The sequence below is a fragment of the Natrarchaeobaculum sulfurireducens genome, assembly GCF_003430825.1.
Taxonomy (GTDB): domain Archaea; phylum Halobacteriota; class Halobacteria; order Halobacteriales; family Natrialbaceae; genus Natrarchaeobaculum; species Natrarchaeobaculum sulfurireducens.
On record NZ_CP024047.1, the window covers coordinates 1730608 to 1746012 of the forward strand.

The 15405-nt window shown below is 64.5% G+C and carries 14 protein-coding genes and 1 pseudogene; 8 read left to right on the plus strand and 7 right to left on the minus strand.

What is annotated here, in order from left to right; all coding sequences use genetic code 11:
- Nucleotides 1-7: 7 nt before the first annotated feature.
- The 3 genes and pseudogenes from gatE to btuC form a co-directional block, all read right to left on the minus strand.
- Nucleotides 8-1876 carry a Glu-tRNA(Gln) amidotransferase subunit GatE gene (gatE, locus tag AArc1_RS09775; protein ID WP_117364191.1) on the minus strand — a complete coding sequence of 623 codons (1869 nt, stop codon included), beginning with the start codon at nucleotides 1874-1876 and terminating at the stop codon, nucleotides 8-10.
- Nucleotides 1877-2094: 218 nt separating this feature from the next.
- Nucleotides 2095-3342, minus strand: a pseudogene (locus AArc1_RS09780) (ATP-binding cassette domain-containing protein); the annotation flags it as partial.
- 80 nt (nucleotides 3343-3422) lie between these two features.
- Entirely contained in the window at nucleotides 3423-4442 is a 1020-nt protein-coding gene (gene btuC / locus AArc1_RS09785; RefSeq protein ID WP_117364193.1) for a vitamin B12 ABC transporter permease BtuC, read from the minus strand.
- Between the two features lie 59 nt (nucleotides 4443-4501).
- On the opposite strand from btuC, the gene AArc1_RS09790 reads away from it, so the two are divergent.
- The 3 genes from AArc1_RS09790 (at nucleotide 4502) to AArc1_RS09800 (ending at nucleotide 6253) form a co-directional block, all read left to right on the plus strand.
- The gene (locus AArc1_RS09790; protein ID WP_117364194.1) at nucleotides 4502-5590 is read left to right on the plus strand and encodes a PGF-CTERM-anchored ABC transporter substrate-binding protein; all 1089 of its coding nucleotides are present in this window, start codon (nucleotides 4502-4504) and stop codon (nucleotides 5588-5590) included.
- A gap of 131 nt (nucleotides 5591-5721) precedes the next feature.
- Nucleotides 5722-6003 (plus strand): signal recognition particle subunit SRP19, encoded by a 282-nt coding sequence (gene srp19, locus AArc1_RS09795; protein ID WP_117364195.1) that lies wholly within the window; start codon nucleotides 5722-5724, stop codon nucleotides 6001-6003.
- 1 nt (nucleotide 6004) lies between these two features.
- A complete protein-coding gene (locus tag AArc1_RS09800; RefSeq protein ID WP_117364196.1) occupies nucleotides 6005-6253 on the plus strand; it encodes an H/ACA ribonucleoprotein complex subunit GAR1 in 249 nt (82 codons plus the stop codon).
- A 93-nt stretch (nucleotides 6254-6346) separates the two neighbouring features.
- On the opposite strand, the gene AArc1_RS09805 is transcribed toward AArc1_RS09800, so the two are convergent.
- Nucleotides 6347-6826: a hypothetical protein gene (locus AArc1_RS09805; protein ID WP_117364197.1), complete on the minus strand. Its 480-nt coding sequence runs from the start codon at nucleotides 6824-6826 to the stop codon at nucleotides 6347-6349.
- 125 nt (nucleotides 6827-6951) lie between these two features.
- On the opposite strand from AArc1_RS09805, the gene AArc1_RS09810 reads away from it, so the two are divergent.
- Nucleotides 6952-8028: a presenilin family intramembrane aspartyl protease PSH gene (locus AArc1_RS09810; RefSeq protein WP_117364198.1), complete on the plus strand. Its 1077-nt coding sequence runs from the start codon at nucleotides 6952-6954 to the stop codon at nucleotides 8026-8028.
- Nucleotides 8029-8062: 34 nt separating this feature from the next.
- Here the strand turns inward: AArc1_RS09810 and AArc1_RS09815 are convergent, their stop codons facing one another.
- From AArc1_RS09815 to AArc1_RS09825, 3 genes are all read right to left on the minus strand, one after another.
- On the minus strand, nucleotides 8063-8779 hold the full coding sequence (locus tag AArc1_RS09815; RefSeq protein WP_117364199.1) for a DUF6517 family protein: 717 nt from the start codon (nucleotides 8777-8779) through the stop codon (nucleotides 8063-8065).
- 102 nt (nucleotides 8780-8881) lie between these two features.
- Nucleotides 8882-10381 carry a cysteine--tRNA ligase gene (gene cysS / locus AArc1_RS09820; RefSeq protein WP_117364200.1) on the minus strand — a complete coding sequence of 500 codons (1500 nt, stop codon included), beginning with the start codon at nucleotides 10379-10381 and terminating at the stop codon, nucleotides 8882-8884.
- A 191-nt stretch (nucleotides 10382-10572) separates the two neighbouring features.
- The gene (locus AArc1_RS09825) at nucleotides 10573-11085 is read right to left on the minus strand and encodes a DUF7523 family protein (protein ID WP_117364201.1); all 513 of its coding nucleotides are present in this window, start codon (nucleotides 11083-11085) and stop codon (nucleotides 10573-10575) included.
- 114 nt (nucleotides 11086-11199) lie between these two features.
- On the opposite strand from AArc1_RS09825, the gene AArc1_RS09830 reads away from it, so the two are divergent.
- The 4 genes from AArc1_RS09830 to AArc1_RS09845 all read left to right on the plus strand — a co-directional run bounded on the left by AArc1_RS09830 (nucleotide 11200) and on the right by AArc1_RS09845 (nucleotide 15290).
- Nucleotides 11200-11448 (plus strand): BolA family protein, encoded by a 249-nt coding sequence (locus tag AArc1_RS09830; RefSeq protein WP_117364202.1) that lies wholly within the window; start codon nucleotides 11200-11202, stop codon nucleotides 11446-11448.
- A gap of 85 nt (nucleotides 11449-11533) precedes the next feature.
- The gene (locus tag AArc1_RS09835) at nucleotides 11534-11995 is read left to right on the plus strand and encodes a PH domain-containing protein (RefSeq protein WP_117364203.1); all 462 of its coding nucleotides are present in this window, start codon (nucleotides 11534-11536) and stop codon (nucleotides 11993-11995) included.
- A 10-nt stretch (nucleotides 11996-12005) separates the two neighbouring features.
- Nucleotides 12006-13694 carry a PH domain-containing protein gene (locus tag AArc1_RS09840; RefSeq protein ID WP_117364204.1) on the plus strand — a complete coding sequence of 563 codons (1689 nt, stop codon included), beginning with the start codon at nucleotides 12006-12008 and terminating at the stop codon, nucleotides 13692-13694.
- 183 nt (nucleotides 13695-13877) lie between these two features.
- Complete coding sequence (locus AArc1_RS09845; protein ID WP_117364205.1) at nucleotides 13878-15290, plus strand: class II fumarate hydratase; 1413 nt, start codon at nucleotides 13878-13880, stop codon at nucleotides 15288-15290.
- Nucleotides 15291-15405: the final 115 nt, after the last annotated feature.

Here is a 15405-nt window from a genome sequence, read left to right on the forward strand (position 1 = left end):
GGGGATTTCAGGTCCGGTTTTGGATCTCCTCACGGAGCAGTTGACTCACGAGGTCGCCGTCTGCTTTCCCCCGGAGTGCACCCATACACTCGCCCATCAGCGCAGAGAACGCCTGCATACCCTCGTCTTCGACTTGGGCTTCGTTGCGCTCGACGACCTCGGCGACAGCCTCGCGGACTGCGTCATCGTCGACGCCGCCGAGTCCGGCCGCTTCCGCGGCCGCGTCGGCCGTCAGGGCTGGATCGTCTGCGAGGGCGGTGAGGAGATCCGGAACGCCCTCGTTCGGGAGGTCGCCGGTTTCCACCATTTCCAACACGTCCGAGAGGTGGTCGTCGGTCAGGCTCTCAATAGGGACGTCGTCCCGGCGGAGTTCGGTTAGGGTGGACTCGAGCGTCGAGGCGGCAAGTGTCGGGTCGATGCCGTCGGCTACGACCTCCTCGAACAGCGGCATGTGTTTGCCGTAGGCGACCTGCTCGGCGAGACCGGCGTCGAGATCGTACTCGGCCTGATAGCGCTCGACCTTCTCGGTCAGCAGTTCCGGCGTTGGAACCTCGCTCGGGTCCGGTTCGACCGGTGGCACGTCGGTCTCGGGATACATCCGTGCCGCGCCGGGGAGCGGCCGGAGATACCGCGTCGTTCCGTCGTCGTTTGCACCCCGAGTCTCTTCGGGGACACCCTCGAGTGCTGTTTTCGCCCGTTCTGCGACGGCTTCGATCGCGCTTTCGGCGACGTCGGTGTCGTCGGCGACGATGGCGACGGCGTCTTGGGGGTCGGCACCGACGGCCTCGCGAAGCGATGTGACTTCCGCCTCGGTGACGCCGTACGCTGGCAGTTCGTCGGTGTGGAAAATGCCGCCAGCGCCGTGGCGCTTTGCGTGGTCTGAGAACTCGGTGCCGAGTCGACGATCCGGCGCGATCTCACGACCGACCAGTCCGTCGAAGCCCGAGAGTAAGACGGCCATCACGGACCCACCGTCGTTCAGTGCGCCGCGGAGAACACCGCTGTCAGTCTCTGTGAACACGTCGGTCACGTCCTGAGGCTTGCCGATGGCGGCGTCTCGTTCGGCCAACTCGTCGGCGATCTCGACGAGTGCGACCTGTCGTCCGACCTCGTTACGGACGATGTCGTCGATGTCGTCGAGACTCTGGACGCCTTTGATCTCGACGCGAGAACCAGCCGCGATGGAGACGTTGACGTCCTGGCGGATCGTCCCGAGTCCGCGCTTGACTTTGCCCGTCGAGCGAAGCAACATGCCGATGCGCTCGGCGGCCTCGAGCGCCTGCTCGGGACTCGAGATGTCCGGGCTGGTCCCGATTTCGACCAGTGGGATCCCGAGTCGGTCGAGGCTAAACCGGACGCCGTCGTCGGTTTCCTCGATGCGCTGGGCGCTTTCTTCTTCGAGCAACAGATCTTCGATCCCGACGGCTCCGTCGCTGGTTTCGATCTCGCCTTCGGTAGCGATCAACGTCGAGCGCTGGAAGCCCGTCGTGTTCGAGCCGTCGACGACGATCTTTCGCATGACGTTGGCCTGATCGACCGGTGCCATGTCCATCAGCTGTGCGACCTCGAGGGCGGTCTCGAGGGCTTCCTCGTCGAGTTCGTGGGGCGGTTCGTCGTCCGCTTCGACGAGACAGGTCGAGTCGTACGCGAGGTATTCGAACTCGCGGTCGACCTTGCTCTCCTCGACGGCGGCCGCGTCGAGTTCGCCCAGTTCGCTGCGCGTGGGGTGGAGATACCGGGTGAACGTCCGGGTTGCTTCTTCGGGTTCGCGAAGCTCGGTCGGACACTGACAGAACAGTTTCGTCGCCGTATCGAGTTGCTGGTGGATCTCCAGCCCGGCGACGAGTCCGAGTTCCTCGTAGTCGTACTCGGTCATTGGCGGGCACTCGGAGCCGGAGGGGTAAAAAACCGTCCAGTTACGCCGCCCGTGGGGCGGATCGGCCCACGACCGCCCGTCGTCACTCCCTTCCCACCGCCAGTCGTCGTCTCCAATCAATCGTTGCCTGCCGCCGGTCGTCGTCTCCAATCAATCGTTGCCTGCCGCCGGTCGTCGTCTCCAATCAATCGTTGCCTGCCGCCGGTCGTCGCCTCCAATCAATCGTCGTCCGCTGTCGATTCGGTCCGTGCGTCGACGCTCGAGACGGGTCGGCCGGTCATCGCGGCGCAAACACCCTCGAGAACGGCCACGGCGTCGGTTTCGACCGCTCGGCGGCGACACGCCTCGTAGTGCCATCGTGCTCGGTCGCCGGCGTGATTTCGCTCTGCGAGTGGCCGACGCTCGACGACGACCAGCGGTCCCGACTCACGAACCGCCTCGAGAACGACTTCGTTGCCCGGTCCGATCGTCACGTCCGCGAGGACCGTCACGTCGGCTGTTTCGACGGCCTGCTCGAGAGCAGCCCTCGTCTCAGCAGACGGCGGCGAGAACGGGGCCGTGTCGATCGCTTCGACGCCGAGTTCCCGCGCGGTCTCAGCCAGCGGGCCGTCGCTCGGAACCGGTCCGACCGAACAGTCGATCGCGGTCCTCGTGAGCCTCGAGAGGACGGTCATTGCCGTGGTTCCGGTTCCGAATACGTGAACCCGATCCGGGAGCGGAACGTCAACGGGTGAGCCGTCCGCCGACTCCTCGAGTGTGGCGGGGAGGGCGGTTACCACTGGCGTCCCGGTGACGGGATTTGGCGTGACAGCCGCCGAGACGTCAAAGGCGGAGGCGAGCGTCTCTGAGGTGAGGACGTCGGCAGGGTCGCCGTCGGCGACGACCGATTCGTTGGCGACGACCACCAGCCGGTCGCAGTACCGCGCTGCGAGGTCGAGATCGTGGATCGCAGCGACGACCGTTCGCCCGTCGTCGACCAGATCACGAACGAGCTCGAGTGTCTCGATCGCGTGGTTGACGTCCAGGCTTGCGGTCGGTTCGTCGAGCAACATGATGGGGGTATCCTGCGCAACCGCGCGTGCAAGGACAACGCGCTGGCGTTCACCGCCGCTGACGTCGTCGATCGCCCGGTCGGCGAACTGTGCGGTGCGTGTCCGCTCGAGTGCTCGGTCGACGAGTTCGCGATCGGTCGCGCTCGGTGGCGAGAATCGTGAGCGATGTGGATACCGCCCCATCTCGACGACGGTGCGGACGTCGAAGGAAAACGAGACCGACGTGTCCTGCGGAACGACGGCGACCAGCCTGCTCGCGTTGCGAGACGAGAGTTCGTGTAAGTCAGTTCCGTCGACGGCGACGGTGCCAGTGTCAGGCTCGAGTGTTCCCGACAGGACTCGGAGCAAGGAGGTTTTGCCAGCGCCGTTCGGGCCGACGAGGCCGACGAGTTCGCCGGGGTCGACGACGAACGAAACGTCTGAGACGACGTCTATGTCGCCGAACGAGATCCCGACGTTCCGCACGTCGATGGAGCCGTGTGATTCGTCGTCGCTCATAGTGAGTGTACCTCCCGTCGTTTGAGCAAGAAGAGGAAGAAGGGGGCACCGAGAGCCGCCGTCACGATCCCGACGGGAACCTCTGCGGGGCCGGCTCGTGAGAGCGTGTCGGTCAGCACGAGAAACGTCGCGCCCGCGAGCGCGCTGGTCGGGAGGAGAATCCGGTGGTCCGGGCCGACGACCAGCCGCATCATGTGCGGGACGACCAGCCCGACAAAGCCGATGACACCGGCGACCGCGACGCCGGCGGCCGTCACGATGGTCGCGAGCGCGAGCAGTAATACCTTGGTACGTTCGACGTTCACGCCGAGCGCCTGGGCGTCTTCCTCGCCGAGTAAGAGGACGTTCATTTCGCGGGTGTACGCTGCAAGGCCGACGACGCCGACGAGGATGATCGGGAGCGTGAACTCGAGGTCACTCCAGCCACTGCGGTGGAGCCGGCCCATCATCCAGTACACGGCCTCTCGGAGGTTTTCCCCGCTATGGACCATCATGTACGAGATCATCGCACCGAGAAACGCTTGCAGTGCAACGCCGGCCAGAAGCAAGGTCGCAACCGGCGTTCGACCACCTTCGGTCGCGATTGCGTAGACCAAAAACGCCGTCACAAGCGCGCCGACGAACGCCGGGATGTGTACCCCACCGAGCGCGGCAGGAACGAGCGCCGGGAACGCGATCGCCGCCACGGCGCCGGCTGCTGCGCCTGATGAGACGCCGATGATCGACGGATCGGCGAGCGGATTCCGAAAAAAGCCCTGCATGACGGTCCCCGCTGCGGCGAGCGAGAAGCCGACGATCGCGGCCAGCAAGATCCGGGGGAGCCGAACGTTCGAAATGATCGTCTCTTCGGGCCCCGGCACCTCGAAGGCGAACAGGCCCGTCATGTTCAACACGACCTTCGAGACCGTGATCGGATCGATGCGAACCGGTCCGAGCATCGCGCTCGCGACGACGACCGCGACGAGCGTCACGGTGAGTGCGAGCGACCACCCGAGAGTCCGGCGCAAGATCGACACGGCTGAAACCTCGCTTGCAGTAGTCAAATATTTGTTGACAGGGATGGGTGGTCCACTCAATGCGCAAGCTACTGGTCCTCTGTATCACCGTGTTGCTCGCCGTCGCCACGTTTACACCTGCCGTCGCTGCGGGTGGGGTGGCGGCCGTCTCGGAAGAATCGCCGACGTGTGAGTTCCCGCTCGAACTCGAGGACGGAACGGGCGAAACCGTAACCCTCGAGGAAGAGCCGGAGTCGGTCGTCGCGCTCCAGCCGAGTGATGCCCAGACGGTCTTCGAAATCGGTGCCGATGACAAGCTCGTCGGGATGCCCGTCGGGGAGTTCACTGCGTACCTCGACGCCGACGAGGAACTCGATATCTCCGAAGGCGACGGCGTGACGCCAGTCACCGAGGAAGTGATCGACCGCGAACCCGACGTCGTCCTCGCGGCGAACGCACTCGCCGGCGACGATGTCGTCGACCAACTTCGCGATACAGGCCTCGAGGTGTACGTTTACTCGACCGAGGAGTCCCTCGACGGCGTCGCGGAGAACGTCCGGCTCACCGGGGAGCTCCTCGGCGAGTGTGAGGGCGCCGACGAATCGCTCGAGTGGATGGACGACCGCCTCTCCGAGATCGAAGCGGCCGTCCCGGACGAGGACCGACCGCTCGCCTACTACGAGATGGGTGACGGGTACACTGCGGGTCAGGGGACGTTTCAGGACGAGATCCTGACGACCGCTGGCGTCGACAATCTCGGCGCTGAAGCTGGCCTCGAGGGGTGGGAGACGGTGAGTGAAGAGGTCGTCCTCGACGCAGATCCCGAGTGGATCGTTTACGGTGCGGACTTCGGCGAACCGCCGGTCGCAGAGTCGGTGATGGGGACGACGGCCTACCAGAACGAACAGTTCGTCGCCGTCGATAGCCAGTTTATGAGCCAGCCCGGCCCGCTCGTCGTCGAGGCGATCGACGAAATCGCTCAGGTGGTCCACGGGGACGAGTTCGAAGACGATGCAGCAGCTGCTGACGACGCCGACGGAGAGGCCGATGATACCGGCGGCGACGAGACCGATGCCACTGATGGCGACGCCGAGTCGATTCCCGGCTTCGGCGTTGCTGTGGCTGCCCTGGCTTTGATCGGCGCGATTGGTCTGTTCGTCCGTCGATAGCGCCTCGGTCGGTGACTTCGGTTCGACCGACTGCCCATCGCAGCTTCTGCTCGAGTGTGAGCGAAGGTCGACCCGCGTCGATGCGTCTCGTTTTGAAAAGCGTTTACACGTCGGCCTGCGCAGGTAGGCGTATGGTCGAGAACGTCATCTGGCCCGCCTATCTCGATGCTGACCGGACGCGCTCGGAAGGCCGGCGCGTGCCACAGGAACTGGCCGTCGGGGAGCCGACGGTCGACGAGATCGCGAAGGCAGTCCAACAGATCGGGTACGACGCCGTCGTCGAACGGGACAAGAGCTACTCCCGCGAGCCATGGGCTGAACGTGGCCGCGTCGTCGTCCGCGGTGCCGACGACTCCACGAAGAACGATCTCGTCCAGGCCGTCGCGGCGTACGTTGCCGCGATGCGCGAGTGAGATGCGCCGGGTTGGCTCCGTCGTCCGGACTGCCCAGGGACTTGCGATCCTCCGGGCCGAACCGAGTGACGACGCCGCGGACGTCGACGCCCATCGCGACGAGATCGGGACGACTGTTCTCGACGACTCGCTCGAGGAGGTCGGTCGCGTCGTCGACGTCTTCGGTCCCGTCGATCGACCCTATCTGGCAGTGACGCCGTACGACGTTCACCTTCCGTCGCTGGTCAGTTCGACTCTATACGCGAGATAACGGGGACGACGGAGGCGACTGATCGAGGTGTTGGCAACGAACTGTGTTGTCGACGCCCCGACGTTGCATGGCCCCATCGACGACTGGCTCCGCTCAGGGGAGCCCGTCGTCCGGCCGGTAGCAGTTGTATTCGTAGCTGACCGACTGGACGATTTCGTCGTCTGAATCGATGACCGCTACGTCCACCACGCCGTGTTGAGCTGGCGGACCGAGCACGACGGCATAGAGTTCGCCGTCGTCGCCGAGGGCTGAGTCGATGTCCGGCTCGAGGTCGCTCATGTTTCGGTTGTCGGTGATCGGGACGTCCGCGAGGAGGTCGCCGTCGCGGTCGCGAACGGTGACGGCAGCGATCGAATCGTCCGTCGGCGCGTCCTCGTCGACGAGTATCCCGAGTGAGAGCTGTTCGTCACCGCGAACCACTTTGATTCGACGCAACGGGCCGTCCTCGCGATGATCGCCTCGCCCTGAACACCGAGCGGTTGTCGGATCACTGCCAAGACAGCCTGCACTCGTCGCTGTGAACCCGACGGCGAGTCCCGCGAGGAAGGTCCGTCTGGACGTATTGGAGGGCATGTGTTCAATTCGTTGACGCGTCGGGATCATAGGTGTTCCGAACCGCAGAGACGACGGCCGACGGCCGCTCGAGCGGTGCGGTCGAGAGGAAAACACCCATAGCGTCCGGGGCCAAACGGCGGGCTATGAACCATCGGATCCGGGTTTTTGGCGCCGTCGCGGCGACGGTGGGGATCTTTCTCTCCGTCCAGATCGGTGCGCTCGCGTTGATCGAGCCGTTCTACGAGTCGGAACTGCAGGCCGTCGACGATCCCCAGAACCCGACCAACAGCGTCGTCTACTTTGGTATTATTTTGCTCGCGACTGCGTTCATGCTCGCGGCGTTCAAGTATGACCTCCAGTTGTTGATCCGGGCGATGGTCGTCGGTGTAAGCGTCATGCTCGCCTGGTTCGTCTTCGACGAACTCGTTCCCTCGGCGGTTACGGTCGGCTCGATCAACCTCCTGGCCGCCCTCGCTGCACTCGGACTCGGAATGGCGCTGTTAGGCTATCCCGAGTGGTACGTCATCGACCTCTCCGGGATCGTCATGGGTGCCGGGGCGGCTGCACTGTTCGGGATCAGTTTCGGACTCCTCCCCGCGATCCTGTTGCTCACCGTTCTCGCCGTCTACGATGCAATCAGCGTCTACGGCACCGAACACATGCTCGACCTCGCCGAGGGCGTGATGGATCTCAAAATCCCCGTTATCCTCATCGTTCCCACCTCGCTGTCGTACTCCTACCTCGAGTTAGGAGAGAGCGACCCGGTCTCGAACGACGATGCAGCGACGGCGAGCGACGGCGGCGAACGCGATTCGGCAGACGCCGCTGAACCGTCAGGAGACGCCGAGCCAGCCGTCGACGGTGTGCCAGCCGAAGCCGAGGACGGTCCCACCGAGGCCGAAACGGACGACGGTGCCGATTCACTCGAGCGAGACGCGCTGTACATCGGCCTCGGGGATGCCATTATTCCCAGTATTCTCGTCGTGAGCGCGGCGTTTTTCCTCGACGCCGGCCACCTCGACGTTCCTGGCATGGTCGTCAACCTGCCGGCGCTCGGGGCCATCGTCGGCACCATCTTCGGACTGCTCGTGCTCATGTACATGGTCCTCAAGGGCCGCCCCCACGCGGGGTTGCCGCTGCTCAACGGCGGCGCGATCGGTGGCTACCTGCTCGGGGCCCTCGCAAGCGGCGTCTCCGTGCTGACCGCTCTCGGCTTCTGATACTGCCGGACAGTATGAGTCAGGGCCCCACGATTCACTCGTCGGCGGATTCGTCCGCGTAATCGATCTCTGCGTCCACGTCATCACCGTGTTCGATCCCTTCGATCATCGTGTCGACGTTCGTTGCCTCGTCTTCGCGCTCGAGTAAGTCGTCGTCGGGGTAGACGGCAGCGATCACGAAGTGGTCGTCGTCGTAGTCGGGCTGGGAGACGTCGAGAAACACGTCGAACGACGTTTCACCGTCGAACCTCGCGACGCCCTCGTACGTGTCGATGCTGATCGAGAACTCGAGCATGTCGACGGTTCGTCGACGGATCGACTGGTTGTCAACCTCGAGGTCGTCGTACTGGCCCTGGACCGCTGCGGCGATTTCGGCGTGGCTCAGATCGCCGACGGGGTTGAACGTCTCTTCACCGACGGACACCTGCGGCGTGGTGAGGACGCCGAAGACGCCCGTTTCCGTCTCCGCTTGCTCACCGAGGGTCTCGAGTGGCGTGTCGATCGTTCGCACGTAGGTGCTGATGTAACTGATTATTTCGACGGTCTGGCCGGCGACGGTTTCGGTTTCGATCCTCTCGTCGGTTCCCTGGTAGTCGTAGCCCGTTTCGTCGGCTCGGTCGGGAGAGACGATCGCCGGCGACGCAGAAAACGAGGTGGCGGTGTCGACGAGTTCTCGAACGTCGTCGAGACAGCCCGCCGTCGTGGCAACGCCGATGGCCCCGACTGTCGCGACGAACCGCCGTCTGTCCATATCTCGACGACCACAGATCGGGCTATAAGTTCCGTGTCGATCCTCACGCGGTGAATCGAGCGCGTGTTCCCGCCGTCCGACGGACCGCCGCTGGTTTCTTGACTACTCTGTCGACGGAAGCCGGTACGACGGCCCCTCGTCCGTATCCTGCACCTCGACGCCGAGCGTCTCGAGTTCGTCGCGCAGCTCGTCGGCTCGGTCGTAGTTGCCATCCTCGCGCTCTCGTTCGCGAACGTCGAGGACGAGTTCGACGACGTCACCCGCCAGATCGGCTGTCCCCGTCGTCTCGCCGCTAAAGGAGAACCCGAGGACGTCACCGAGTTCACAGAGCGCGTCGACGGCCTCCCGGAGTCCCCGGTAATCGTATGTCTCCGGCTGGGCCTCGAGATGGCTGTTGACGGCCGAAGCGATCGACAGGAGCGCCGACTGGGCCTCACGCGTGTTGAAATCGTCGTTCATTGCGGTCACGAACGCCTCGCGAGCCGTTTCGACCGCCGCCCGGAGGTCGGCGTCTTCGACTTTCGAGCCGGCGGCCGGCGAATCGAGGGTCTCGACGGCCGCCTCGTATGCGCGCTCGAGTCGTTCCCAGCGTTCTTCGGCCTCGGCGATCGTCTCGTCGCTATAGAGCTGTGTGCTGTTGTACGACCCCGCGGTGAGGAACGTTCGCAACACGTTCGTTCCCCACTGGTCGACCGCCTGCTCGACGGTGACGAAGTTCCCCAGACTCGAGGACATCTTCTCGTCGTCCATCTCGAAGAGTTCACAGTGGAGCCAGTACTGGGCGAACTGCTGGTCGGTCGCCGCCTCCGACTGAGCGATCTCGTTTTCGTGGTGGGGGAAGACGAGGTCGCGGCCGCCGACGTGGAGATCGAGCGTCTCGCCGAGGTGGGTCATGCTCATCGCCGAGCACTCGATGTGCCAGCCGGGGCGGCCTTCGCCCCATGGCGAGTCCCAGGTGAGTGCGGTCTCACAGGCGTGTTCCGGATCGGCAGCCCCTTCGTGGCGGTGTTCTTCGACTGCGTCCGAGGCGACGCCGCCGGCTTTCCAGAGTGCGAAGTCAGCCGGATTGCGTTTTTCCGAGCGTTCGTCCGGATCACCCTGGGATTCGATCTCCTCGAGTTCCTGATTCGAGAGTTTGCCGTACTCCTCGAAGCGACTGACGTCGAAGTAGACCGACCCCGCCGACTCGTAGGCGTAGCCCTTCTCGACTAAGGTCTCGATCAGATCGATGATTTCGGGGACGTGCTCTGAGACGCGGGGGTACACCTCCGCCCGCAGAAGGTTGAGCGAGCGCATGTCCATCAGGGTGCGTTCGACGTAGCTTTCGGCGACTTCGGCTTCGTCCTCGCCGAGGTCGTCTTCGCCCACGCGGGCGACGATCTTCTCGTTGACGTCGGTGAAGTTCTCGACGTGACGGACGTCGTAGCCAACGTACTCGAGCCAGCGGTGCATGACGTCGACGTGGACCCACGACCGCGCGTGGCCCAGGTGGGGCGGATCGGAGACCGTCAGGCCACAGTAGTAGAGCAAGACGTTCTCGGGGTCCCGTGGCTCGAACGGCTCTTTCTCCCCCGTCAACGTGTTCGTCACGTGTAGGGTCATTACGGACGTGTAGCCCCGGCCCGAAGTTAAACGCTATCAATACGACGGTCCTGGAGCCGTCTCCCACAGCAGCACTGTTCACACGCTTCCCGATCGATCACGACCACTGAACCGAGTCGATCACACCTGCCGGGACGAGGCCGTTGTTGACAGCCCGGTCACGTCATCCCATCGGTGTCCGTCCAGCGCTGTCAGATCTGCTGTGCACTCGGTTCGACGGGCACACCGTCGAGTGCGTCTTCGACCCCTCGTAACGCCGATGCGCCCTCGAGCCGCTCGACGACGACGACCAGGGTGTCGGCTGCGACGCCTGCTGCCACGACGTCGACGTCGTCTACCGCCAGTCGCTCGAGGACGGCTGCGAGCGCCCGTCCATCGACGGTGCCCGTCGCCACGATCTCCGTGAACTCGCCGCTACCTGCACCGAACACGCCATTGCCAACCGCGAGGGACACGTCGTCACGGTCGGCGGGCTCGAGTTCGTCGACGCCGCGTTCCATCCGGACGCGAACGTCGCGTGGCTCGCGGTCGTAGTCGGGCAGTTCTGCCGCGTATCGACGCAGCGCCGTCGCGATCGCGTCGACGTCCCCCTCGACGTCGAGAAAACGGGCGGCAGCGGTGTAGTTGACCACACTTGCTCGGAGCGCCGAGACGAGAAACGGATGCTTTGCGACCGCACGACGCGTTTCGGCAGCCAGTGACATGTTCGCGAGACGGCTTCGCGACGATATAAACGCGACGAGTTGTCGGGTGGTGGCGCTGTTGCGACACGGTCCCAGACCGCGGCGCTTTTGCCGAACGCACCCGATCAACCGGGTATGAAGCCAGAAGACGTCGAGGACGTCATCGAATCGGCCCTCGAAGACGCTGACGCGACGGTCACCCACGCCCGCGACAAACACGACGACGACCACCTCGCGGCGACGGTCGTCTCTCCCGCGTTCGACGGCCTCCCGCTCGTCCAGCAGCACCAGCAGGTGTACGACGCCCTGGACGACCACATGACGACGGACATCCACGCCCTCGAGCTCTCGACGTACACGCCAGCGGAGTACGACGAGGCGTAGGCGGCCGGCCGAACGGCCGACGCCGCGGTCGCACGCTCGCGGACCGAACCGCAGCTTTATCCTGCAGTGCTGATAGGATACACGTATGGAATCGCTTCACCCGCGGATCCGGCTCCTCTGGATCGGACAGGGGGTGATCACGGCGGCCGTGTTCGGCGTCGTCCTCGCGGCCGTCGATCAGTGGCTTCTCGAAGTTCCGACTGCCGCCCTGGCTGCGGTGGTTGGCCTCGTTTTCGTCCTCGGAGCCGCCTACGCTATCCGACTGTATCAGGTCTGGCAGTTCGAACTCCAGCCCGACGCGCTCTACCTCGAGCGTGGGGTCATCACCTTCGTCGAAACTGCCGTCCCCTTCGTCCGCGTCCAGCACGTCGATACGCAGTTCGGCCCCATCGAGCGCGCGCTTGGCCTCTCGAGCGTCGTCGTCTACACGGCCGGCTCGAGAAATGCGGACGTCAGGATCCCAGGGCTCCCGCCGAACCGCGCCCGAGAACTCCAGGATACGCTGCGCGAACTCGCTGTCGAGAGCGAAGCTGACGACGCTGTCTGAGAACACACGAATGAACCGTCTCCATCCACTCAGCGCCGTCGTATACGCACTCCAGTACGGGTTCGTCTGGCTGTGGATCCCCGTCTTTCTCGTGGTGGTCCTCTCCGGCGTCTTCGATCCGATTCGAGCCGCCTGGATGCCGCTATTCGCCTTAGCCGGACTCGCTTTCGGGCTCGTATACGGTGTCGCGTATTACTACCGATTCGGCTACCAGGTCACCGAGGACACCTTCGATGTCGCATCCGGCGTCTTTGCCCGTCGTTCGCGTGAAATCCCGTACGGTCGCATCCAGAACGTCGATATCAGGCAGGGTGTCGTCCAGCGGCTCATCGGCCTCGCCATCGTTTCGATCGAAACCGCTGGTGGCGGCGACACTGAGGCGTCGTTGAACTTCGTCAGCGAAGCCGAGGCGACCCGGCTCCAGAACGAGATTCGCCGGCGTACGGCCGGCGCGAAAAACCGCCGGCGACGTCGAACCGAGCGGCCAATGGCCGACACACCAGATGACGAGGCCGACCTGATCGGGCCGAGACGTCCGCCAGAGATGCGACGAGACGACGCGATGTCCGATCCCGACCTCGAGTCGCTCGGGCCTGGCACGGGCGCAGGCGATTCGGTTGCTCACTGGGAGACGCCGACAGAGACGTTCGCCGAGCCTCGCCGCCAGCGTCTCTTCGACCTCGATTCGCGAGAACTCCTCTTGTACTCGTTCACGTCGTTTCGACCCGCCGCCGTCGCGGCCGTTCTGTTCATCTTCTTCCTCGCGACCGATACGATCGTCGAGTTCTTCCTCACCGTGGCCCAGCCCGTCGGCGGACCGGCTGACCTCGAGACCGGGACGACGGGTAGTTACGGCGTTCTCACCATCGTCTCGCTGATCAACGGTATCGTCATTACCTACCTGCTCAGCGTCGCGTACACGTTCGCCACCTACTACGATTTCCGGCTTGGCCGCATTGACGAGGACTTCGTCTACGAGCGTGGTTTGCTCCAGCGCTACAGCGGCTCGGTTCCCTCGGAGAAAGTCCAGTCAGTGACCGTCACTGACAACCCGGCCCAGCGGCTGATCGGCTACGCCGGTCTGTGGGTCGAAACCGCCGGGTACGGCCCCGACAGTAACGGCGGCAGCCAGTCGGCGGTCCCCCTCGCTCGGCGCGACCGCGTCTACAGCTTCACGGAGAACCTGACGGACGTCGAAACACCGGCGTTCAGGAGTCCACCGACGCTTGCCCGCCGGCGCTACCTCGTCCGATACGGCCTCGTCGCAGCCGGAATCGTGGCCGTTGCGTTCGGTTTCACGCAGGTGACGATTTTCGATCGGTGGTACCTCGCCGCCATCGTCTTCGCTGCAGTTCCTGTGGCCGCCCACCTCCGGTACGTTAACCTCGAGTATTACGTCGGCGACGAACACCTCGTCATCAGACGTGGGTTCTGGCGACGCCGCACGACGATCATCCCATACTACCGGATCCAGACCGTCTCGACCCGACGATCGATCTTTCAGCGGCGGCTCGGTCTCGCTTCGCTCATCGTGGATACGGCGAGCTCGCAGTCGTTTTCCTGGACTGCGCCGACGATTTACGACGTCGACCTCGAGGACGCCCGCGACGTCCATCAAACCAGTCGCAACCGTCTTCAGTCGGCATTGCGCGAACGGGCTGACGCCGACGACCATGGACTCTCCGTAGATTTCACCTGAGGCGGCCCACCAATTCGGTGGATCGAACTGACGTGGCTGTGTCTCGACCGCCCAGAAAACGCCGTCTACCGGTCCGCATACACCCGGCGAGGAGGCTGTCGATCCCGACGAACGACGGGTCTTGCTGCCCGTCGCCCCACTCGTTTCGGTGGATTTTACCTGACCGGACGTGAGCCTCCGTCTATGGGAGACGACAACTACCGAATCGAGGAGGACAGCCTCGGCGAAATGCAGGTGCCCGCGGACGCCTACTGGGGAGCACAGACCCAGCGTGCGATCCAGAACTTCCCCATCTCGGGGATCACGTTCGGCCGCCGCTTCGTCCGAGCGCTCGGGGTCGTCAAGAAGGCCGCCGCACAGGCCAACCGCGACCTCGGGCTGGTCGAAGCAGACGTCGCCGACGCCATCGTCAAGGCCGCCGACGAGGTCATCGCGGGCGAACACGACGAGCAGTTCCCGGTCGACGTTTTCCAGACCGGCTCCGGGACGTCCTCGAACATGAACGCCAACGAGGTCATCGCCAACCGCGCCGCCGAGCTCATGGGTGCCGAAATCGGCGACCGCGTCGTCCACCCTAACGACCACGTCAACTACGGCCAGTCGTCGAACGACGTCATCCCAACGGCGATGCACGTCGCCGCCCTCGAGGCCGTCGAGAAAGACGTCACTCCCGCACTCGACCAGCTTCGCGAGGCGCTCGAGCGCAAAGAAGCGGAGTTCGACGACGTCGTCAAGACCGGCCGCACCCACCTGCAAGACGCCACGCCGGTCACGCTCGGCCAGGAGTTCGGTGGCTACCGCACCCAGATCGAGAAGGGACTCGCCCGCGTCGACACCGTTCGTGCACATCTCGCCGAACTCGCACTGGGTGGCACTGCGACCGGGACCGGCCTGAACACGCACCCTGAGTTCCCCGGCCGCGCCGCCGAGTACATCACCAAAGAGACCGGCGTCCAGTTCCGCGAAGCCGACGACCACTTCGAGGCTCAGGCCGCCCACGACGCCATGGCGGAGGCCCACGGCGCGCTCCGCGTCGTTGCCGGGTCGCTCAACAAGATCGCAAACGACCTGCGCCTGCTCGCCTCCGGTCCGCGAAACGGCCTGGGCGAACTCGAGCAACCCGAGAACCAGCCCGGCTCGTCGATCATGCCCGGCAAGATCAACCCCGTGATCGCCGAAGCGGTCAACCAGGTCCACAAGCAGGTCGTCGGCAACGACGCCGCCGTCGCCGCCGGCGCCGCCGAGGGACAACTCGACCTCAACCTCTACAAGCCCGTCTGTGCGTACAACTTCCTCCAGTCTGCAGAACTCATCGCGAACTCGAGTCAGGTCTTCGCCAAGCGCTTCGTCGACCCGCTCGAGGCGAACGACGCGTTCTGTGCGGATCAGGTCGAGCAGTCGATGGCGATGGCGACGTCCCTGAACGTTCACATCGGCTACGACAAAGCCAGCGAGGTCGCAAAGACCGCGCTCAAAGAGGACAAGACCGTCCGCGAGGTCGTCCTCGAGAAGGAATATCTCTCCGAGGAAGAAGCCGACGAGGTCCTCGACCCCCGCAAGATGGCTCAGCGCGGTATCCTCGGTCAGGACGACTGACGACTCGGACCGACCGCTCGAGCGTCCACCTCGACGGCCCGTCCCGCAACGACTGTCTCTATACTGACACCCGCTCGTTCCACGGTTCGACTCCGCCTCACCTGCCAGCTGAGTG